The following is a 19,849-nucleotide window of genomic DNA, read 5'->3' on the forward strand; positions in this document are numbered from 1 at the left end:
GTTGTTCCCTTCGCGCGTGGTCGGTCGTCGGAGTCGTGGTCAGTCGTCGTAGAGCGGGGAGAGCAGCTCGTCGGCGCGGGCCTGGGCGTCGCGCATGGCCTCGTCGATGTCGGTGTCGTTCTCGACGACCTCCATGACCATGTCGACGAGGATCTCCGAGCCGTACAGGTCGCTGAGGTACGGCAGCTCCAGATCCGAGGGCTGCGTGACCATCAGCGGATACGCCCGGCCGGACTCGAGCGTCGCGCGTTGCTGATCGATCCAGAAGCCCCAGGTGCGCACCTCGGGCAGCGACCGGTAGTCGGGATCGTCGAAGGTGGATGCCCGCACGGGCAACAGCTGGGTGGGCACCGAGCCGATCCAGCGCAGGTAGTTCTGCTTCTCGAAGAAGAACGTCAGGAAGTCCGCGGCCGCCGCGGCGTCGGGGGAGTCGCGGAAGACCACCCACGGTTCGGCATCGAGCTGGGTGATCCAGTCGTCACCGGACGGACCGACCGGCCGGCTGGAGGCGACCTTGATGTCCTCGCCCGGCACCAGGTCCGGTGCCTGGTCCTCGAACGTGTACGTGGCGCGGCCGAAGGAGAAGATGGTGGCCGCCGTGCCGCGGGCCAGTGAGCTGAGGCTGTCGGCGTAGGTCTGCGAGGACCACGCCGGTGACAGCGCTCCGCTGTCGCGCAAGTCGACCCAATACTCCAGCACCTCGCGCATCTGCGGCGTGTCGATGGTGACGTGGCCCTTCTCGTCGAACAGGCGCCCGCCGTTCGAGCCGAGCCACAGGTACACCTCCTCGTTGACGTTGTGGGCGGCGTCGCCGGCCAGCATCAGCCCGTACGTGTCGTCGTTGGCGTCGGCCACCGCCGACCACTGCTCGACGGAGTCCGCCCAGGTCTCGAGGTCCTCCGGGGTGCCGGCGCCGGGGGCGTTGGCGTAGAGGTCGGTCCGGTAGACGGTGGTGTCGGTGCCCCAGGCGTGGACGACGCCGTAGTCGTGCCCGTCGGGCAGCGCGAACATCTCCCTCAGCTGGGGCAGGTAGTCCTCGCCCAGGTCGTCGACGACCTCGTCCAGCGGCTGCAGAAGGTCGTGCGCGTACAGGCTGCGCACGAACATCGGCTCCACCTGCGTGATCTCCGGCAGGTCGCCGGCGGCCAGCGCCGCCTGCAGCTTCACCTGCAGGTCGCCCCAGCCGACCGACTCCTGGGTGACGGTGACGCCGGGGTTGGCAGCTTCGTAGTCGGCGATGATCTGGTCCATCGCCTCGACGGTGGTCGGCGTGGATTCCGTGTGCCAGACGGTGATCTCGACCCGGCCGTCCTCAGCACTGGACTCACCGGCGCAGGCGGCCAGGACGAGGGACGCCCCGGCCGCGAGCAGTGCTGTGCATCGACCCTTCGCGCGCATGCGGCCTCCTTTGGCGACATCGTGCGGGTGGGCGTGGTGCGGGGCGCGTCGGGCGCCCGTCGCCCTGACCGGTGTCCGGGGGAACCAGGATGGAAACCGGTATCCATCGCCATGGTGGACACCGGTTTCCGTCCTGTCAACACCCTCGTTTCGAATTGTTCGTCCGAGCCTGGCAGGTCGCGAACCGCGGGCGCAGTCCCGATCGGCTGTCCCGGCGCGGGTCTGACCTGCGGTGTCGACGGCCGGCGCGCAGCGTCCGTGGTGGTCGCGTGGCCTGGCTACCATCCTGTGATGCCGCCCGCGGAATGGGCCTGGGACGAGACGCTCTATGCCGGAAGCGCCCGGTACTACGCCGAGGGCTACGGACGATGCTCGGCGCCGACGGCGCGTGGGTGCACGTGGGCGCCACGACGCATCGAGGCATACGGGGCGACGATCCGCTGCCGTATCCGCGGCCGCCGTGGGACGATGTCGACGGGCTGGTCAGGCGCTACCTCGGTCCCGTCCGGCGCGCAGGGCGCGGTACCTTGCCGGCCGGCACCCGAGGCGGCGAGGAGGACGTCATGCGGCGGGCCGGTTACACGGGACTGTCCCGCGTGACCGTCGGCGATGGCGAGGTCGTCGACCGCCACGCCGACCACCTGGTGGCCGCGGTGTTCTCCCTGTCCAGCTCGGCACCGCACCTGTTCGGTGACCGCCTGCCTGTCTTCGACGCCGAACTGCGCCGGTTGCTCGCGTCCGCATCGCCGACCGCCGGTTCAGCGAGCGCCGGCGACCCGTGGAACTGGTGATCTGGCGACCCTGACCTGGTCAGCGGCGGCCGTTCGACGGTGGACGGACGGCCGGCGCCGATCTTCCGTCACATGACGGGTGCGGCTGGAGCCCGCTGCCGGTAGCGTCCGTGCGCGTTCGTCGTTCGCGATGCACGGTGAGATGGAGCCTGAGATGAGAAGACACGTCGTCGCCGCGCTCGCGCCGGCGGCCCTGGCCGCCGGGTTGCTGACGGTCCCGATGACCGAGACCCCGTCCGAAGCCAGCGAGACCGTGGAGACACCGGTGACCGCGGCGTCACTGCCGGCGTGGCCGGAGGCCGGCAGCGCACGCGTCGTGCCGCTGCAGGAGACCGGAGCTCCGGGGGAGCGGCTGAACCTGATCGTCATCTGCGACGGCTACCAGTACGCCGAGATGGACCGGTGCGAGGAGGACGTCGACCGCAACCAGGCCATCCAGTGGAGCGTCGAGCCGTTCCGCACCTACCGCGACTACATCAACATCTACCTGCTGCAGATCGTGTCCACCGACTCCGGTGTGCGCCGTGACCCGGAGGAGGACGCGCCCGCCGAGGTCAGGGACGCGAAGAACACCCCGCTGCGGCTGTGGTACTCCGACGGCCTGACCGACCCGCTGGCACGCGGCATCACCTACGGCCAGCCGCTGCAGGGCGACAGCCGGGGCGCGGACTGCCCCGGCCACCCGACCGCCACCACCAACCCGTCCTATCCGCTGGGCGACGGCATCCTCGGCGACCTGCGATGCAACGGCAACCAGCAGCGGGCCATGTACCTGAACAGCTACATCGCGCCGGTGCTGGGGCTGCCGGCGGGGAGCTTCGCGCCCACCGGCGGTGCCAGCTCCGGTCCGCAGAACGTCCAGACACTGGCCATCTCGAACACCTTCACCTACGGCGGTATCGGCGGCCGGGACGCGACGGCCTCGGGCGGCAGCCCCCAGTCGCCGCTGATCTCGCTGCACGAGCTGGGGCACTCCCTGGGCACTATGGCCGACGAGTATCCGTACTCCAACCGGCCGAACCCCGGACCGCCGCACGGCCTGAACGAGCCGCGCTCCTTCCACCACACCCGGTTGTCGTCGGAGGAGATGACCGAGAACCAGGTCAAGTGGTGGCGGTGGCTGGGCGAGGAGAGTGAGTCCGGCGGCACCATCCACGCCGCCGACCCGCACGGCCACGAGAGCGGCACCTACAACGGCTCCAACGTCTGGCGGCCGAGTTCGCACTCGATGATGCGCTGGATCGGGTTCTACTTCGACCAGGTGGGCCGCGAGCACATGGTCGCCCGCATCACCGGTCAGCGCGACAAGGGGCAGATGAGCCTGCTGAACACGCCGGAGGGCGAGGTACCGCGCGACGGCGTGCTGTGGCTGGAGACGATGCACCCGAAGTTCCACCAGCTGGAGGTCACCTGGCGGGTCGGCGGGCCGGACGGCGAGGTGCTGCCGGCCGGGAACACCCGCAACCTCGATCTCGGCGCGCTGGACCTGGAGCCCGGCACTGTCGTTCACGTCGAGGTCCGCGACCCGGTCGGCCCCGACGGCATCGACTGGGTGCGCAACCCGTCGACCAACAACACCGCCACCGACTCCGGCTACAACGGCCCGCGCTTCGTGCAGACCCGGCAGTGGACGGTCGGCGCCGGGACCGCCGAGGCGAGCGACACCCCGGTCGAGATCACCGCGTCCACCCCGACCGTCCGCCCGGTCAGCGGCGGTGAGGTCGTCTACGTCGAGACGACCCACCCGGCCGACCGCGTCCTCGACGTGACCTGGACGGTGGACGGCGAGCCGGTGGCGAACCCGGCGAACGCCCGCAACCTCGACCTCGGTGCCCTGGGCCTGGAGTCGGGCAGCTACGAACTGACCGCGACCGTCACCGACCCCGCCGTGCCGGGGGCGTCGGACAGCGTCACCTGGCAGGTGGACAATGTGCTGCCGACCGCGCCGCGCACGCTGTCAGAGCCGCTCACGACCGGTGCCGACGGCAACCCGATCTACTTCGAGGGCTGGGACATGTGGCTGGAGCCGCAGGACGACCGGACCGGCTATGAGGGTGAGCCGTACGTCGTCGGCGAGTTCCGGCTCAACGGTCAGGGCTGGTTCAACTACTTCGGCTTCCCGGAGGAGCCGATGCCCGAGTCACCGTACCGGTTCAGCCACTCCGGTGAGAGCGTCAAGGCCCTCACGTACGGCAACCTCGGCACCGGCGGGCTGTCGAAGGCCACGTTCGAGCAGTACTACGGCCCGGACGACCCCAACGGCCCGTTCGTGCCCGGCTACGGTACGCACACCGTCGAGCACCGCGCCATCGACCCGGCCGGCAACATCGGCGACGCCGACGAGTACACGGCCACGGTTCTCCCCGGTGAGCTGCCCGAATGCACCCGGACCGTCACCGGCCGGCACGCCGGCTCGCTCCTGGTGACCAGCGGCGTCACCTGCATCGAGGACGCCCAGGTGAACGGGACGGTGACGGTGCGCTCCGGCGGCTCGCTGGTGGTCCGGGACAGCTCGCTGGCCGGCAGTCTGCTGAGCGACGGCGCGGACCAGGTGCTGGTCCTCGGGTCGACGGTGGCCGGCCAGGTCCGCATCTCCGGCACGGTCACCGGCGTCACCGCGGCGGGCTCGACGTTCCGCGGTTCGGTCAACCTCGCCGGGAACGGGCGGGTACCGCACCACGAGTGGGCCGACCGCTTCACCGCGTACGGCTACGAGTACGGGCCGATCCTGGCCGGCAACTCGTTCGCCGGCCGGCTGAGCTGCACCGGCAACAGCGCCCCGGTGCGGGACTTCGACGCGCCGAACGCGGTGAACGGCGCCGCGAGCGGGGAGTGCGCCGAGCTCTGACGCACCACGTCTCTTCCCCATGATCATCGAGGGTTGGTCCGGTCATAGCCGGGTCAACCCTCGATGATCATGGGGAGGGGGCCGGCTCCGGCTCCCAGGCGGTGACCGCGACCTGCCCGCCGTCGACGATGTCGAGCGTGGTGAGCGGGTGCCAGGTCCCGAGGCCGGCCGCCTGCGCGTCGGCCGGTGTCAGACGGTGCGAGGCGAGCGGCACCTCGGCCGGCTCGGCACCGGCGACGGCGCTCAGCAGCAGCTCGGCGGCGACGGCCGGGCGGTTGCCGGAGCCCTCGGGGTACTCAGCGGTCGGCATCGCGTCCCAGCCGACGATGGCGATGACGCGCGCGCCGGGCGGGATCACCACCCGTGCGGGGCCTGGGTCCGTCGCCACGAACGACGAACCCGGGATGACCGAGACGTCGAGAGTGCGCTCGTCGAGGGCACGGAAGGCAAGGTCGGGGTATCCGGCGACGGCGCACGGCTCCGGGCTCACGTTGGTGGCGGTGACCATCATGGCGCGGTGTCCGGTGGCGGCGTCGTGGCCGCCGATCGCCGGGAACAGGTGGCCGGGGGAACAGTCCGGAGCGGCGGGATCGTCCGGCCACGGCACCGGGACGGTGACGTGTTCCGGCCGGGGCGGCACGTCGGCGACGGCGAGGCTCGCGGTGTCGTCGGCGGTGTGGATGGTGTCGACGGCGACCCCGTGGACGGCCGCGACGTCGCCCACCTTCGCCAGGTCGGACTCGTCGCGCACCTGGACGTCGCCGCCGTCGCCGTCGAATACCGCCCGGACGACGCCGGGGGTGGCGGCCAGCAGGAAGGCGTCGCGCACCGGGTCGGTCCCGTCCGCCGCCGGCGGGTAGGCGCGCGCCGCCACCTCGGGCTCGGCGGTCGGGTGCAGCCAGATCTCCAGGTTCGGGTCCTGGCCGACGGCCTGCGGGTCCAGCCCGGCCACGGTCTCCGCGGCCCACGTGGCCCCGTGGTCGATGCCGTGCACGATGCCGATGCGCGCCACCCAGCCGGTCCGCTCGTCCACCGCGTCCGGCAGCGCGTCGTGTTCGCCGCCGTCCGGGTCGACGTAGACCAGGCTGACGTCGTCGACGCCGCTGACGGCGCGGGCCTGTTCGGCCAGGTCGGCGGCGGTCGGGCCGGTCGGGGTCGCCGCGGGACCGCCGGAGCGGGGATCGGCGCCGGCGTCGGCGCAGCCGGTCAGGGCCGCGGCGACGACGAGGAGGACTGACACCGGAGCGGGACGTAGGCGCACCAGCGTGACATTACGCCGCCGCATGGGCGTCGGGGCATTGGGTACCCGGCCGATATCGATCACGGCGCGGGGAGGAACTCCCATGAAGGACAGCCACCGGGCACGCCAGCGTCTTCCGTGGGCACTGGGCTGGATGAGTCTCGGCCTGGGTATCCCGGCGCTGGTGGCCAGCCGGTCGGTGGCCCGTGCCGCCGGCGTCGACGACTCGCCGATGGCTCCGGCGGTGATCCGGATGATCGGGATCCGGGAGCTCGGGCACGCCGCGGCGTTGCTGGCCGGACCGCCACGCGCGGCATGGACTCGGGTCGCCGGCGACGCCATGGACCTCACGGTCGTCGCGCTGGCGATGTCCGGCCGGGACGGTGAGCGTCAGCGGCGCCTCGCGGCGGTCGCGGCCGGCGTCGGTGTCATCGGCGCGGTCGACGTGTACGCCGCCCTGCGGACACGGCGGGCCGACCAGTTCGGACCCGGCCGGCCCGGCCCGTTGCGGTTGCGCGCGTCGGTAACCGTCGACTGCGACCCGTACGAGGCGTACGCGCGGTGGCGCGCGTTCGAGCACCTCCCGGCGTTCATGCGGCACGTGCAGTCGGTGACGCGGCGCGACGACCGGCACTGGCACTGGGTGGTCAGCGCACCGCTGGGGCGCAGCGTCGAGTGGGACGCCGAGCTGACCGGCGACGAGCCGGGCCGGCGCATCTCGTGGCGCTCGGTCCCCGGCGGCGACGTGGACAACTCCGGGACCGTGCACTTCGCGCCGGCTCCCGGCGGGCGGGGGACCGAAGTCACCGTCGTCCTGCACTACGACCTCCCCGGCGGCCTGGTCGGCACGGCGCTGACGACCGCGTTCGGCGAGGAGCCGGACCAGCAGGTCCAGGACGACCTGCAGCGGTTCAAGCAGGTGCTCGAGGCCCGGCGGTGACGGGCGGGCGTGCGCCCTCGCGTCGTGGGTAAGGGGCCCGCACGTCCACACGGAAGGAGACCGCGACCATGACCGGACGCGAGGAGAGCCCGCCCGACGAGGGGATCCGGCGCACCACGCAGGAAGAGCGCGACCGGGCCGCAGCTGTCCACTCGGTCGACGACGAAACCCGCGTGCACGGCGACCCGGACGAGACCGAGGTGGTGCAGGGCGCGGCCGGTGAGCTGCGGCATCTCGACGACGAGGACGACGCACCGGCGTCCGCCACCGACCAGACCTGACCGGCGGCGGACACCGAGGGTTGGCGCGCGGCCGTCAGCAGTACGGCGGCGCGGCGCCCACGTTCGTCACGTAGCGCGCCGCCACCCACTGCCCTCCGCCGTCGCTGACGAGCTGGTACCAGCGGGAGTTGCCGTCGATGCGCTGGCTGTCGACCTTGCAGACGATGAACACCTGGCCACCGGGTGGCACCGAACTGACCTTGGCGTTGGCCGTGTGGGGGCCGCTGCGCACGGCGAGAGAGGTCTGGCTGGACACCCGGCCGCTGTGCTCCGTGCCGGACCCGCAGAACCGGGGCGCGGCGCCGACGTTGTCGATGTAGCGGGCGGTCACCCAGCGGCCGGTGGACAGCTTGTACCAGAGGTCGTTGCCCGCGACGGAGGGACCGTAGACCTTGCACTGGATGGTCACGGTGGTGCCCCGGGCCAGCGAGCCGGTTTTCGGTGCGGCCGACGTTGGCGCGCTGCGCACGTAGACTCCGGTGGTGACCTTGCCCTGATACGTCGTGGCCGCGTGGGCGGGCCCGGCCGCCGCGAGCAGGCCCAGGGGGATGACGGTGACTGCGGCGAGCGCGATGACGGCCCGCCGGATCCGATGCCGGACGATCATGATGACCTCCTGACGTCGCCGGCCGGTCGAGGACGACCGGTTCACCGGCTTCTCAGTGGGAAACACCCGTGAGGTGCCGCCGCGGTTGCATCGGCGGAAGGTACCGCTCACCTTCGAGCTGGTTTGCGGTGAAAGATCCCGGCCGAAATTCCGCGGCGTCGCGCCGGCGCCGTCTGCTAGCGTCACGACCATGAAGCGCGCCGCATGGACGACGACGCCGGAGACCGTCCCGGCGCGCTGACTCATGTCCGTCACACCAGGCCCCGGGGCGAGTGCCCCGGGGCCTTCGTCGTCGCGCCGTCACTCGCTCCACCGCCGCGAGGAGACCACCATGCACGACCACCGCAGACTCGGCCGCGAGCTGAGCATCTTCGACACCGATCCGCTGATCGGCGCCGGGCTTCCGTACTGGCTGCCCGACGGCGCCGCGGTGCGGCACGCGTTGGAGGACTACATCCACGCTGTCGAGCGGCGCGCGGGCTACCAGCACGTGTATTCGCCGGCGCTGGGCAAACGCGAGCTGTACGAGATCTCCGGGCACTGGTCGCACTACGGCGACGACATGTTCCCGCCCATGGAGCTCGGCGGTGAGCAGCTGGTGCTGCGGCCCAGCCTTTGCCCGCACCACGCCGTCATCTACCGCTCCCGCGAGCACAGCTACCGTGAGCTGCCGTTCCGGCTGGCCGAGCTGGGCGGCATGTACCGCTCCGAACTGTCCGGCGTCCTCGGCGGGCTGACCCGGGTCCGCGCCGTCCAGCTGAACGACGGGCACATCTTCTGCGCCGAGGGCCAGGCGGCGGCCGAGGCGGGCGCGGCACTGCGGCTGATCCGGGGCGCACACGCGGCGATGGGCATCGTGCCGGTGCGGTACCGGCTGTCGCTGCCGGGGTCGGGCGGCAAGTACGTGGGCGCGTCCGCCCGCTGGCGCAAGGCCGCCGCGTTGCTGAGCGAGGCACTCGACACCGCCGGCGTGCCGTACGAGCCGGCCGAGGGAGAGGCCGCCTTCTACGGCCCGAAGATCGACGTCCAGATCGCCGACGGCGCCGGCCGGGAGACCACCCTGTCCACCATCCAGATCGATTTCCACCAGCCGGAACGGTTCGGCCTGGAGTACATCGGCTCGGACGGGGCCAGGCACCGGCCGGTCATGGTGCACCGCAGCATCATCGGCGGGCTCGAGCGGGCCGTCGCGCACCTGATCGACGTGCACGGCGGCGCGTTCCCGCCGTGGCTCGCGCCCACCCAGCTGGTGGTGGTCCCGATCTCCGCCGCCGAGGTGCCCGCGGCCGACGCTCTGGCGCGGCGCTGCGCCGAGCACGACCTGCGGGTACGGGTGGCCGGCCCGGAGCGGGGCAGCCTGGGTGCGCGGATCCGCGCCGAGCGGCTGGTCCCGTACCAGGCGGTCGTCGGCGCCGCGGAGGCCGCCGACGAGTCCGTCGCCGTCCGACTGCGCGATGGCCGCCGGCTGCCGCCGCTACCCGCCGCCGAGGTGGTGGCACGGATCGCCGAGCTGGTGTCCGCGCACAGCACCGAGCTGTGGGACGCGCCGGTGCCTGCCCGCTGACGTTCGCGGTTGCATCGGTTCGGAGCGCTCGTGGCGGTGGCCGGGCGCCCGTCTAACGGGTCGTCACCTGTCACCTCGTCGACGTTTCCCGCTCGGCATCCCAGGCGGCGGCGATGCGCTGGCAGGCCGCGTGCTGCTCCGGGTCGACGACGAGGACGAGGCGATGGTCGTGGTCGCTGTACTGGACGCGGATGTCGATGCGGGCGTCCGCGATCCTCCGGGCGAACGCACCGAGCTGACCGGGGACGTCCTGGTCGAGCCGGAGCGTGACGACGTCATGGACGACCACCGGGCCGATGCCGCGGGCTTCGAGCGCGTCCTTGCCGCGGTCGGCGTCGTCGACGAGGAAGTGCGCGATGCACGTCCCGTCATGGGTGAACACTCCACCGCCCTCGAGGCTCACTCCGGCTGCGCCGAGGGTTTCGCCGAATTCGGCCAGCGAACCGGGACGGTTGGCGAGGATGACCTCGAGGTCGCGAGGTGTCTTCTGCGTCGGCATGACCGCACCGTACGGATGGAACGCTTCGGCGCGCGCCGAAGTGTGCGTGCGTAACCTGACGGGATGAGCCGCGACCTGAGCACCATCGGGAGCGCCCTTGCCGCGCCGGTCCGCTCGGCGTTCCTGAACCTGCTCATGGACGGGTCGACGCGGCCCGCGAGCGAACTGGCCGCCTTCGCCGGGGTGAGCGCGTCGACGGCGAGCCAGCACCTCACCGTCCTGCTCGACGCCGGCCTGGTCAGCTGCGTTCCGCGGGGCAGGCACCGCTTCTACGCTCTCGCCGACGCGAATGTCGCCGCCACGCTCGAACAGCTCGGCCAGCTCTGCCCGCCCGCGCCGGCCATCACCGAGACGCAGCGCAGGGCCGGTCGTGGCCTCGTCCACGCGCGGCTCTGCTACGACCACCTCGCCGGCAAACTGGGCGTCGCCGTGGCCGACGCGATGATCGCGAACAACTGGGTCGACCCGGCGTTGACGACGGTCACGGCCGCCGGCGTCGAGCACCTCGCCGCCGGCGGAGTCGACGTCCCGGCCCCGCGGAAGGGCCGGCGCCCGCTGCTGTGGCCGTGCCCGGACTGGACCGAACGCCGGCCCCACGTCGCCGGAGCGCTCGGCGCCGCGATCGCGACCCACTTCGCGCAGCGGGGCTGGATCCGGCGCCGTCCGCACGGCCGCGGCCTCCTCATCACCGACGACGGCGCCGATTCCATCAGGTCACGCTGGAACGTCGAGCTTGATCATGGCGCGTTCTGTGTTGCTGGGGCAGTACGAAGAACGCCATGATCACGCTCGGGCGCCGGTGAGGCCGGTGGCCGCGGTGGTCAGTGGTCGTGCTCGTGGCCGCTGCCGACGGACCCGGCCTCCTCGCCGGGCTCGACCACCACGAACTGGCCCATCATGCCCTCGTCCTCGTGCCAGAGCAGATGACAGTGGTACATGTACGGCACCGACGGGTCGGTGTACTCGGTGAACCGCATGATCAGCCGGAACCGCACGTCCGGCGGCAGGTAGATGGTGTCCTTCCAGCCCGACAGCTGCGCCGGGGGGTCGTCGCCGTCGACGCTGAGGACCTGGAACTGCACGTCGTGGACGTGGAAGTTGTGCGGCTGCCGGTGGCCGTTCCAGACCTCCCAGACCTCGGTGGTGTCGACGGTGACGACGTCGTCGATGCGGTCCATCTCCATCGACTCGCCGTTGATGCGGTTGTTGCGCAGCTCGAACTCGCGGGTCTCGGTCGCGTCGGACTCGTCCAAGCGCTCGACGGAAACCAGTTCGGCGGGCAGGTCCGGGGACGGGTCCAGGTCGTCCTCGGCTCGTAGCAGCAGGACGTCGAGGGTGTCGCCGGCACCGGTGCTCCTGGTCCGGCCGCTGGACAGGCCGAGGTCCTGCGGATACGAACGCAGCGTGACCTCCTCGCCGGGCTCCAGCTCGACGACGATCTCGGCCCGCTCGCCGGGGGTCAGCAGGATGCGGTCCAGTGTGGCCGGCTCGCGCAGGAGTCCGCCGTCACTGCCGATCATGGCGAACTCGCGGTCCTCGAAACCGAAGGAGTAGCTGCGCGCGGTGGAGGCGTTGAGCAGCCGCAGCCGGGTGCGCTGCGCGGTGACGTCGAACACCGGCCCGGCGGTGCCGTTGACCAGGATGGTGCCGCCGATCATGCCATTGTCCTGGCGCGACGTCTCCTGCAGCCGCCCGTCCGCGTCGAACGTCTTGTCCTGGACGATCACGGGGATGTCGTCGACGCCGTAGGTGCGGGGGAGGTCGAGGCCGGCCTCGTCATCGTCGTCGATGATGAACAGCCCGCCCAGGCCGCGGTAGACGTGACGCTCGGTCTCGCCGTGCGGGTGCGGGTGGTACCAGAGCGTGGCGGCGGGCTGGTCGATCCGCCACGACGGTGACCACGTGTCGCCGGGCTCGATCATCTGGTGCGGGCCGCCGTCCGCGGCAGCCGGCAGATGCATGCCGTGCCAGTGCAGCGTGGTGGACTCGTCGAGGTCGTTGGTCACGTTGATCTCGACGGACTCACCGCGTCGTGCCCGCAGCGTCGGGCCGAGCAGGGAACCGTTGAGCCCCCACGTGTCGGCTTCGCCGGCGGGCACGATCGCGCTGCGCCCGGCCTGGGCGGTCAGCTCGAAGACGGTGGTGCCGTCGCGGCGGCTGGACTCCGCCAGTGGCGGGATGTGCAGCGGGTTGCTGAAGTCGATGTCGCCGACGGTGTCGATCGACTCGCGCTGGTCCAGGAACGAACAGCCGGACAGCGCCGGCGCGGTGGTCACGGCCAGGCCGGCGGCGGCGCCGAGCTTGAGGAACCCGCGCCGGTCCAGGCGGGGCCCGGGACGCTGCGTGGTCATGCGAGGTCCTTTCCGGCGGCGGCGGTCGCGGCGGCGACGGCGCGTACGCCGCGGGCCGGACGGCGGGCCGCCAGGACGCACAGGTACACGGAGGCGACGACGATCCCGACGCCGAGCGGCAGGTGGATGACGAGGATGTCCGCGTACCCCATGCCGAGTTGGAAGGTCTCGGCGGCGAACAGCGCGACGACCAGCAGTGGCGCCCAGATGGTTCCGCGGCCGGGCCGCCACCACAGGATCCCGAGTCCGAACAGCACCATCGACAGCGTGAGAATGAAAGACCCGTTCGTGCCGTGCAGGTCGAGGGCGGTGCCGTCGGCGTCGAGGCTCCAGCCGGCCAGCAGCGGCTGGATGCACGCCAACGCGGCGTGCAAGATGGCGACTGTCAGGAACAGCGCGTGGACGAGGGAGGCCAGACGGGCGGTGAAGCTCTTCGGCTGCTCAGACACGCTCCGCCTCGGGCCTCGTGACGCGGCGCGGCCGCTCGTCGATCCGGTAGCTGTACTGCTCCGTGGTGGCCTTTCCGCCCATGCGCAGGAAGAACCCGAGCGTGAGGTCGCGGAAGAGGCTCCCGGCGGCCGACGCGACCTTCCGGTCACCGATCTGCCGGCCGAAGCGCACGATCTTCTCCGCGCGTGCCTTGCGTTCGCCGACGAAGCCGGTCAGCGCCGCCGTGGGGTCGGCCTCGTCGGTGAGCCAGCGGGCGAGGACCACCGCGTCCTCGATGGCCAGGCTCGCGCCCTGGCCGCTGGACGGGCTGACCGCGTGCGCGGCGTCGCCGATGAGGCAGACCCGGTCGGTGTTCCATGCGGTGAGCGCGGGCATGTCATAGACCGGCCAGGCGCCGACCGCTCCGTCGGCCGCTCGCAGCACGGCGCGCACCACCTCGGGGTCGTCGCTGTGCAGCCGCCGGATGGTGTCCATCCACGCACGCTGGTCCAGGTCGTCCAGTTCCGTGCGGCCCGGTTCGTCGGCGCGGGGCACGTTGGTGAACCAGTACGCGGTGGAATCCTTCACGGCATAGCCGAAGAAGGCCCGGCGTCCGAAGTACATCTGCTGCCGCGCGGTGTCGGGCAGGTCGACCGATGCCCAGCCGCCGCAGTCCACGATGCCGGTGTACGCCGGCGACGGGGCGTCGGGCCAGGTGAGCCGACGCACCGCGGACCAGATGCCGTCGGCGCCGATCACCACGTCCGCGTCGAACTCCTGGCCGTCGGCGAAGGTGGCACGCAGGCCGGCACCGTGGTCGCCGAGCTCGACCAGGCGGGCGCCGTGGACGTATCGGACTCCGGCGGCGCGCGCCCGGGTGGCCAGCTCGGTGTGCAGGTTGGCCCGGCGCATGACGACGCTGCGGGCCCCGTACGTCACCTGATCGTTCTCGCCGGGAATCTCGGCGATGCGCCGTCCACGGGCGTTGTGGAAGTCCAGGCCGGACAGTTCGAATCCGCCGGCCGCGGCCGGGACGTCACCGAGGCGGATCGACCGCAGGGCGTTGACACCGTTCGGTGCCAGGGTCAGGAACGCTCCACCGGTGGTGCCGATGTCCGGGCGCGCCTCCGCGACGACGGCCTGGGCTCCGGCCCGATGGAGCGCATAGGCCAGCGTCGACCCGGCGATACCGCCGCCGACAACGAGAATCTTCATGAACCAGGCCCCGTTCGAATTAGTTCGTTCGAGCGAACGATTGAAAGGTAACATTGGTCTCATGCGCCGGTCAACGCAAACGGGTCCAGAGCGGGCCGAGGTGCTGCAGGCGATCGCCGACTCCGGCCGGCGGCTGAGCACGGCGATGATCCTGTTCCACACGAACCTCTCCAAGCGCGTCGGCCTCGGCACGACGGAGGAGAAGGTCCTGGAGCTCGTGCGCCGCCACGGTCATCCGTCGGTGCGCGAGCTCGCCGAACAGACCGGGATGGCGAAGAACTCGATCAGCGACGTCCTGGATCGTCTGGAACGCAAGGGGTTCGTCACCCGCGAACCGGACCCCGCCGACGGGCGCCGGGTCGCCATCGTCGCCACCGAGGAGGGCGCTGCCCGCATCGGGCGGCTCTTCGGCGGCATGATGGCGCGGCTGGGGGAGCTGAACGCCGAGTACTCCGACGCCGAGCTGGCCCTCATCGCCGAGTATCAGCGCCGTGCCGCGGAGATCCAGGCCGACGAGGCGCGGGCGCTCGCCGACGGGTCCAGCTGACCGCGTCGAACGGGCTCAGCGGTGCTGGGCGATGAGGTCCTTGCCCATCGACTTGGCCCGCCGCGCCGCACCGGTGTCGCCCTCCAACGCGGCGATGATGGAGCCCTTCATCAAGATGTGCCAGGCCCGCGCGAACTCCTCCGGCTCACGCAGCCCGGCCTCCTCCGCCCGCCGCCGGGTGATGGCCCGCAGGTTGGCCAGGTGCTCGATGCTGGCCTGCCCCAGCGGATGGTCCTTGCCCATCTCCAGCAGCACCGTGATGAACGCGATGCCGTCGAAGTCGTCGCTGTCGAACCACTCGTCGAACACGTCGAACACGGCCAGCAGCCGCTCCTCGGCATTGTTGCCGCGGGCCTCGGAGCCCTGCTCGACCAGCCCGTGCGTCCACTCCTGCTCGCGCCGCTCCAGATACGCCAGCACCAGCGCCTGCTTGGACGGAAAGTGCCGGTAGAAAGTGGCCTTCGCCACGTGCGAACGCTCGATGACCTCGTCCACACCCACCCCGTTGACGCCCCGCCGGGCGAACAACCGGTAGCTCGTGCTCAGGATGCGTTCTCTCGCCTTCACTGGCGTGCTCGTCGCTTCCGGCCCGTGCATGGCGACCGACCCTACCGGGTGCGCGGGGCGAAAACCCGTTGCCCCCGCCGGCTCGGCTCTGGTGGACTGCGCGGGTCCACCGGATTCGGCCGAGGAGGGGTCATGCGAGGAGCTGTCGTGTCCACCCAGCAGGTCGCTCACGCCTATCCGAAGGACATGACGCTCGTTGCGCACGCTCAATCTGGGGATCCTGGCCCACGTCGACGCCGGTAAGACCAGTCTGACCGAGCGGCTGCTGTACGCCGCCGGGGTCATCGACGAGGTCGGCAGCGTCGACGCCGGCAGTACCCGCACCGACACCCTCGCGCTGGAACGCCAGCGCGGCATCACCATCAAGTCCGCCGTCGTCTCGTTCCTGGTCGGCGACACGACGGTGAACCTCATCGATACCCCGGGTCACCCCGACTTCATCGCCGAGGTCGAGCGGGTCCTCGACGTACTCGACGGCGCCGTCCTGGTGGTCTCCGCGGTCGAAGGCGTGCAGGCACAGACCCGGGTGCTCATGCGGGCCCTGCGACGGCTGCGCATTCCCACGCTGCTGTTCGTGAACAAGCTGGATCGCGCCGGTGCGCAGCCGGACCGCGTGCTCGCCGAGATCGCGGCGAAGCTGTCGCCGGCGGCCGTGCCCATGGTGGCGACGACGGCGCCGGGCGGCCGCGCGGCGGCTGCCGTCGCGTTCGGTCCCGGCGACGACGGATTCGAGTCGCGGCTGGCCGACGTGCTGGCCGACCACGACGACGACCTGCTCGCCGCGTACGTCCACGACGCCGCGGCCGTCCCGTACCGGCGGCTGCGGCGTGACCTCGCGGTGCAGACCGGCCGGGCGCTCGTGCATCCGGTGTACCTCGGCTCGGCCATCACCGGTGCCGGCGTGAACGCACTGATGGCCGGGATCACCGAGCTGCTGCCGGCCGCGGGCGGGGACCCGTCCGGTCCGGTGTCGGGCACGGTGTTCAAGGTCGAGCGCGGCCCCGCGGGGGAGAAACTGACCTGGGTACGGATGTTCGGTGGGACGCTGCGCATTCGTGACCGGGTCAGGCTCGGCGACGGTCGCGAGGGGAAGATCACCGCGATCCGGGTCGTCGACCCGACGGGTGACGGTTCGGCGTCGTCGGTCGGGCCCGGCCGGATCGCGACACTCTGGGGTCTGGGCGACGTCCGGATCGGCGACGTCATCGGTGTTCCGCGCGAGGGGGCGCGGACGGGAAAGCGGTTCGCCCCGCCCACCCTCGAGACGGTGGTGGTGCCCCGGCTTCCCCTGCAACGCGGTGCACTGCAGGTCGCCCTGGCCCAGCTGGCGGAGCAGGACCCGTTGATCGCCCTGCGCCAGGACGACCTGCGCCGGGAGATCTCGGTGTCGCTCTACGGCGAGGTGCAGAAGGAGGTCATCGAGGCCACCCTCGCCGGCGACTACGGGCTGGAGGTGGATTTCCGGGAGTCCACCACGATCTGCGTGGAGCGGCTCACCGGCACCGGCAGCGCGGTGCAGCGCATCCGGCAGGACGGCAACCCGTTCCTAGCGGGTGTCGGGCTGCGGGTCGAGCCCGCGCCGCCTGGCGGCGGCGTCCGGTTCGGCATCGAGATCGAGCTGGGCTCGCTGCCGCCGGCGTTCCTGCGCGCCATCGAGGAGACGGTGCGGGAATCCCTCGGCCAGGGGCTGCACGGCTGGGAGATCCCGGACTGCCAGGTCACCCTGTGGCACTCCGGTTACGCGCCGCGGCAGAGCCACGCGCACGCCGTGTTCGACAAGAGCATGTCCAGCACCGCCGGCGACTTCCGGTTGCTCACCCCGCTGGTGCTGGTGGACGCGCTGCGGGCCGCGGGGACGCGGGTCCACGAACCGTGGCACCGGCTCCGGCTGGAGATCCCTGCCGACACGCTCGGACAGGTGCTGCCGGCCCTGACCCGGCTGCGCGCGGTGCCCGGTGCGCCGGCGCCGGCCGGCGCCGGGGGCGAGGCCTACCTGCTGACCGGCGACATCCCGGCCGCGACAGTGCACCAGCTGCACCAGGAGCTGCCGGCGCTGACCCGCGGTGAGGGCGTCCTGGAAACCGAGTTCGCCCGGTATCAGCCGGTCACCGGCGCGGTGCCGGAGCGGCCGCGCACCGATCACAACCCGCTGGACCGCAAGGAGTACCTGCTGCACGTCGTCCGGCGGGTGTGACGGTGTTCGGCCTCGGTGCCCTTCCGCCCGGCACGGCGAGCTGCCAGACTCCCGGCATGGTCGGCCAGACCTTCCGGGAACGGCCCCCGCCGGCGCGGCTGGCTGGGCTCGTCTCGGCGGCCTGGGTGCAGCGGGTGCTGCCCGGCGCGCCGCCGTATCCGCATCGCGACATCCCGAACGGCTGCGTGCACCTGGTGTGCCGGTCCGGCGCGACGCCGTGCGTGGTGGGGCCACTGACCGCGCCGCGGACCGAGGTACTCGCACCGGGCAGTGTCGTCGTCGGGCTGCGGTTCCGGCCCGGCGCGGCCGTGGCGGTGCTCGGCATGCCGGCCGCCGAGCTCACCGATCTGGTGGTGGACGCGACCGACCTGTGGGGGGCGACGGCGCTGGCCGCCGGCGAACGGGTGGCGGCCGCCGCCTCGGGCGACGACGCGGCGATCGCGGCGCTGGAGGGTCTGGTGGAGACGGCCTGGCAGGCCGGGGCGCACACCCCGGACCCGCTGATGGCCGAGGCGGTGCGCCGGCTGATGCCGTGGCACGCCGGTGACGTCCGCAGTGTCGGCGCCCAGCTGAGCCTGTCCGAGCGCGGCTTCCGGCGGCGTTGCCGCGACGTGGTCGGCGTCGGGCCGAAGACGTTGCAGCGGATGCTGCGCTTCCAGGGCTTCCTCGCCCGGGCCCAGTTCGCTCTGGCCCGCGGCGGATCGCCGGCGGACGGTGGACTGGCGCGGCTGTCCGTCGACACCGGCTATGCCGACCAGGCGCACCTGACCCGCGAGTGCGTGCGGCTGACCGGGGCCACTCCGCGCGAGTTCCTGCGCGCGACCCAGGAGACCTGCGGGTGCGGACACGACCACGCCGCCTCCTTCGTCCCACTGCTGGGGCCGCGGCCGGGCTGAGCCGTCCACCGGCTGGCCGTTTCGTTCAAGAACCGCCCACCCGGCCGGTCCTACCGTCGTCGGCATGACGACCACACACGGCGGCCCGTCCGCCGGCACGTGGCGTGCGTTCCAGGACAGCGTGGACGGCGACGTCCTGCGGCCCGGCATGCCGGGGTTCGACACGGCCCACGCACCGGCCTTCGGAGGCGGCGGGACCGCGGTGCCGCTCGCCGTGGTGCGCTGCCACACAACGGCGGATGTCGCCGAGGCTGTCGGCCTGGCCCGCCGGCACCGGCTCCCGGCCGTCCCGCGCAGCGGCGGGCACTGCTTCGTCCGCCGCTCGTCGACCTCCGGCCTGCTCATCGACGTGGGGCCGATGCGGGCGGTCGCGGTGGACGGCGACGTCGTCACCGTCGGCGCCGGCGCCCGGCTCGGTGAGCTCGCCGGCGCACTGGGCACGCACGGGCTGGCGCTGCCGGCCGGCTGCGGCCCGACGGTCGGCGTCGCCGGGCTGACCCTCGGCGGCGGCTTCGGCATCCTCGGACGCAGCCACGGACTGATGGCGGACCGGCTGCTGGCCGCGCGCGTCGTGCTCGCCGACGGCCGGATCGTCGAGTGCGACGAGCACCACGACGGCGACCTGTTCTGGGCGTTGCGCGGCGCCGGCGGCGGCCAGTTCGGCATCGTCACGGCGCTGACGTTCCGGGCGGTCGCGGCGCCGGACGCCACTGCTTTCCACGCCGTGTGGCCGGTCGCGGCCGCCGCGCGGATGCTGGACGCCTGGCAGCATTGGTCACCGTCGGCGCCGGATCGGTTGGCCGCCAGCCTCCTCCTGGTCGCGGGCCCGGAGCCGGAGGAGCAGCCGGTGGTCAACCTGTTCGGTGCGATGCTGGACACCGAGCCGGCGACGACGGCGGCACTGGAGCGGTTCGCCGGCGTCGTGGGCTCGGACCCGGTGAGCTGTACCGCGGCGACCCGGGACTATCCCGAGACGAAGCGCTACCTGGCCGACCTCGGCGCCCGGATGGGCGCCTCGATCCCGGCCGGGCTGCAGGCCAGCCGCTCGGAGTTCGTCGCCCGGCCGCTGTCGTCCTCGGCCGTGGAGGCGCTGATCGGTCACTTCACCACGGACCGGACACCGGGGCAGACGCGGGAGCTCGATCTCAGCCCGTGGGGCGGAGCCTATGCGCGCACGCCCGCGGCGGCGACCGCCTTCGCCCACCGGGACGCCAGCTTCCTGCTCAAGCACGCGGTGGCGGCGCCGCGGGGCGGTGACCGTGCCGCGGCGGAGACCTGGCTGGATCGGTCCTGGGGCATCGCGCACCCGTGGGGGACCGGCGGCGTCTACCCGAACTTCCCCGACCCCCGGCTGACCGACGGGCCGCGCGCCTACCACGGAAACAACCTGGAACGTCTGCGCCAGGTGAAGTCGCGCTACGACGCCGATGAGTTCTTCCGCTTCCCGCAGTCCATCCGACCGTGACCACCGACCGTCCGTCG

Annotated in this window: 18 protein-coding genes; 10 read left to right on the forward strand and 8 right to left on the reverse strand. The window is 72.2% G+C overall.

Annotated features, from left to right (window positions below; translation table 11 throughout):
- Window positions 1-39: 39 nt before the first annotated feature.
- Window positions 40-1,398, reverse strand: coding sequence for an ABC transporter substrate-binding protein (locus tag JIAGA_RS0121690; protein WP_026877271.1), 1,359 nt, complete (start codon window positions 1,396-1,398; stop codon window positions 40-42).
- A 368-nt stretch (window positions 1,399-1,766) separates the two neighbouring features.
- Here JIAGA_RS0121690 and JIAGA_RS31580 point away from each other — a divergent pair, with 368 nt between their 5' ends.
- Together JIAGA_RS31580 and JIAGA_RS0121700 are read left to right on the forward strand one after the other, a co-directional pair.
- Window positions 1,767-2,189 carry a hypothetical protein gene (locus JIAGA_RS31580; RefSeq protein WP_051426372.1) on the forward strand — a complete coding sequence of 141 codons (423 nt, stop codon included), beginning with the start codon at window positions 1,767-1,769 and terminating at the stop codon, window positions 2,187-2,189.
- A gap of 154 nt (window positions 2,190-2,343) precedes the next feature.
- On the forward strand, window positions 2,344-5,037 hold the full coding sequence (locus tag JIAGA_RS0121700) for a M64 family metallopeptidase (protein ID WP_026877272.1): 2,694 nt from the start codon (window positions 2,344-2,346) through the stop codon (window positions 5,035-5,037).
- A 67-nt stretch (window positions 5,038-5,104) separates the two neighbouring features.
- On the opposite strand, the gene JIAGA_RS33405 is transcribed toward JIAGA_RS0121700, so the two are convergent.
- Window positions 5,105-6,298, reverse strand: coding sequence for a DUF4232 domain-containing protein (locus JIAGA_RS33405; protein ID WP_157553408.1), 1,194 nt, complete (start codon window positions 6,296-6,298; stop codon window positions 5,105-5,107).
- Between the two features lie 82 nt (window positions 6,299-6,380).
- Between JIAGA_RS33405 and JIAGA_RS31590 the strand changes: the two genes are divergently transcribed.
- Complete coding sequence (locus tag JIAGA_RS31590; RefSeq protein WP_051426375.1) at window positions 6,381-7,217, forward strand: SRPBCC family protein; 837 nt, start codon at window positions 6,381-6,383, stop codon at window positions 7,215-7,217.
- Between the two features lie 68 nt (window positions 7,218-7,285).
- On the forward strand, window positions 7,286-7,498 hold the full coding sequence (locus JIAGA_RS0121715) for a hypothetical protein (RefSeq protein ID WP_026877273.1): 213 nt from the start codon (window positions 7,286-7,288) through the stop codon (window positions 7,496-7,498).
- A gap of 34 nt (window positions 7,499-7,532) precedes the next feature.
- Here JIAGA_RS0121715 and JIAGA_RS33410 read toward each other — a convergent pair whose 3' ends face one another.
- Entirely contained in the window at window positions 7,533-8,351 is an 819-nt protein-coding gene (locus tag JIAGA_RS33410) for an SH3 domain-containing protein (protein WP_157553412.1), read from the reverse strand.
- Between JIAGA_RS33410 and thrS the strand changes: the two genes are divergently transcribed.
- A complete protein-coding gene (gene thrS / locus JIAGA_RS0121725) occupies window positions 8,350-9,669 on the forward strand; it encodes a threonine--tRNA ligase (protein ID WP_084469945.1) in 1,320 nt (439 codons plus the stop codon). The genes JIAGA_RS33410 and thrS overlap by 2 nt on opposite strands.
- A 70-nt stretch (window positions 9,670-9,739) precedes the next feature.
- Here the strand turns inward: thrS and JIAGA_RS0121730 are convergent, their stop codons facing one another.
- Window positions 9,740-10,168 carry a hypothetical protein gene (locus JIAGA_RS0121730; protein WP_026877275.1) on the reverse strand — a complete coding sequence of 143 codons (429 nt, stop codon included), beginning with the start codon at window positions 10,166-10,168 and terminating at the stop codon, window positions 9,740-9,742.
- Between the two features lie 63 nt (window positions 10,169-10,231).
- Here JIAGA_RS0121730 and JIAGA_RS31605 point away from each other — a divergent pair, with 63 nt between their 5' ends.
- Window positions 10,232-10,951, forward strand: coding sequence for an ArsR/SmtB family transcription factor (locus JIAGA_RS31605; protein WP_051426377.1), 720 nt, complete (start codon window positions 10,232-10,234; stop codon window positions 10,949-10,951).
- Between the two features lie 38 nt (window positions 10,952-10,989).
- On the opposite strand, the gene JIAGA_RS31610 is transcribed toward JIAGA_RS31605, so the two are convergent.
- Genes JIAGA_RS31610 through JIAGA_RS0121750 form a run of 3 tightly spaced genes read right to left on the reverse strand, consistent with a single transcriptional unit; the run spans window position 10,990 to window position 14,163 of the window.
- Window positions 10,990-12,519: a multicopper oxidase domain-containing protein gene (locus JIAGA_RS31610; RefSeq protein WP_035812836.1), complete on the reverse strand. Its 1,530-nt coding sequence runs from the start codon at window positions 12,517-12,519 to the stop codon at window positions 10,990-10,992.
- Window positions 12,516-12,968, reverse strand: a complete 453-nt coding sequence (locus JIAGA_RS31615; RefSeq protein ID WP_035812837.1) for a hypothetical protein — start codon at window positions 12,966-12,968, stop codon at window positions 12,516-12,518. The genes JIAGA_RS31610 and JIAGA_RS31615 overlap by 4 nt, the downstream gene beginning before the upstream one ends.
- Window positions 12,961-14,163 (reverse strand): FAD-dependent monooxygenase, encoded by a 1,203-nt coding sequence (locus tag JIAGA_RS0121750; protein WP_026877276.1) that lies wholly within the window; start codon window positions 14,161-14,163, stop codon window positions 12,961-12,963. Before JIAGA_RS0121750 ends, JIAGA_RS31615 begins: the two co-directional genes overlap by 8 nt.
- A 61-nt stretch (window positions 14,164-14,224) precedes the next feature.
- Between JIAGA_RS0121750 and JIAGA_RS31620 the strand changes: the two genes are divergently transcribed.
- A complete protein-coding gene (locus JIAGA_RS31620) occupies window positions 14,225-14,710 on the forward strand; it encodes a MarR family winged helix-turn-helix transcriptional regulator (RefSeq protein ID WP_035812838.1) in 486 nt (161 codons plus the stop codon).
- 15 nt (window positions 14,711-14,725) lie between these two features.
- Here JIAGA_RS31620 and JIAGA_RS0121760 read toward each other — a convergent pair whose 3' ends face one another.
- Window positions 14,726-15,307 carry a TetR/AcrR family transcriptional regulator gene (locus tag JIAGA_RS0121760; RefSeq protein WP_026877277.1) on the reverse strand — a complete coding sequence of 194 codons (582 nt, stop codon included), beginning with the start codon at window positions 15,305-15,307 and terminating at the stop codon, window positions 14,726-14,728.
- Window positions 15,308-15,473: 166 nt separating this feature from the next.
- On the opposite strand from JIAGA_RS0121760, the gene JIAGA_RS0121765 reads away from it, so the two are divergent.
- From JIAGA_RS0121765 to JIAGA_RS31625, 3 genes are all read left to right on the forward strand, one after another.
- Window positions 15,474-17,471: an elongation factor G gene (locus tag JIAGA_RS0121765; protein WP_026877278.1), complete on the forward strand. Its 1,998-nt coding sequence runs from the start codon at window positions 15,474-15,476 to the stop codon at window positions 17,469-17,471.
- Between the two features lie 56 nt (window positions 17,472-17,527).
- On the forward strand, window positions 17,528-18,367 hold the full coding sequence (locus JIAGA_RS0121770; protein ID WP_026877279.1) for a DUF6597 domain-containing transcriptional factor: 840 nt from the start codon (window positions 17,528-17,530) through the stop codon (window positions 18,365-18,367).
- A gap of 64 nt (window positions 18,368-18,431) precedes the next feature.
- Window positions 18,432-19,832, forward strand: a complete 1,401-nt coding sequence (locus tag JIAGA_RS31625; RefSeq protein ID WP_051426380.1) for an FAD-binding oxidoreductase — start codon at window positions 18,432-18,434, stop codon at window positions 19,830-19,832.
- The last annotated feature ends 17 nt before the right edge of the window (window positions 19,833-19,849 follow it).

Source organism: Jiangella gansuensis DSM 44835, from assembly GCF_000515395.1.
Lineage (GTDB): Bacteria > Actinomycetota > Actinomycetes > Jiangellales > Jiangellaceae > Jiangella > Jiangella gansuensis.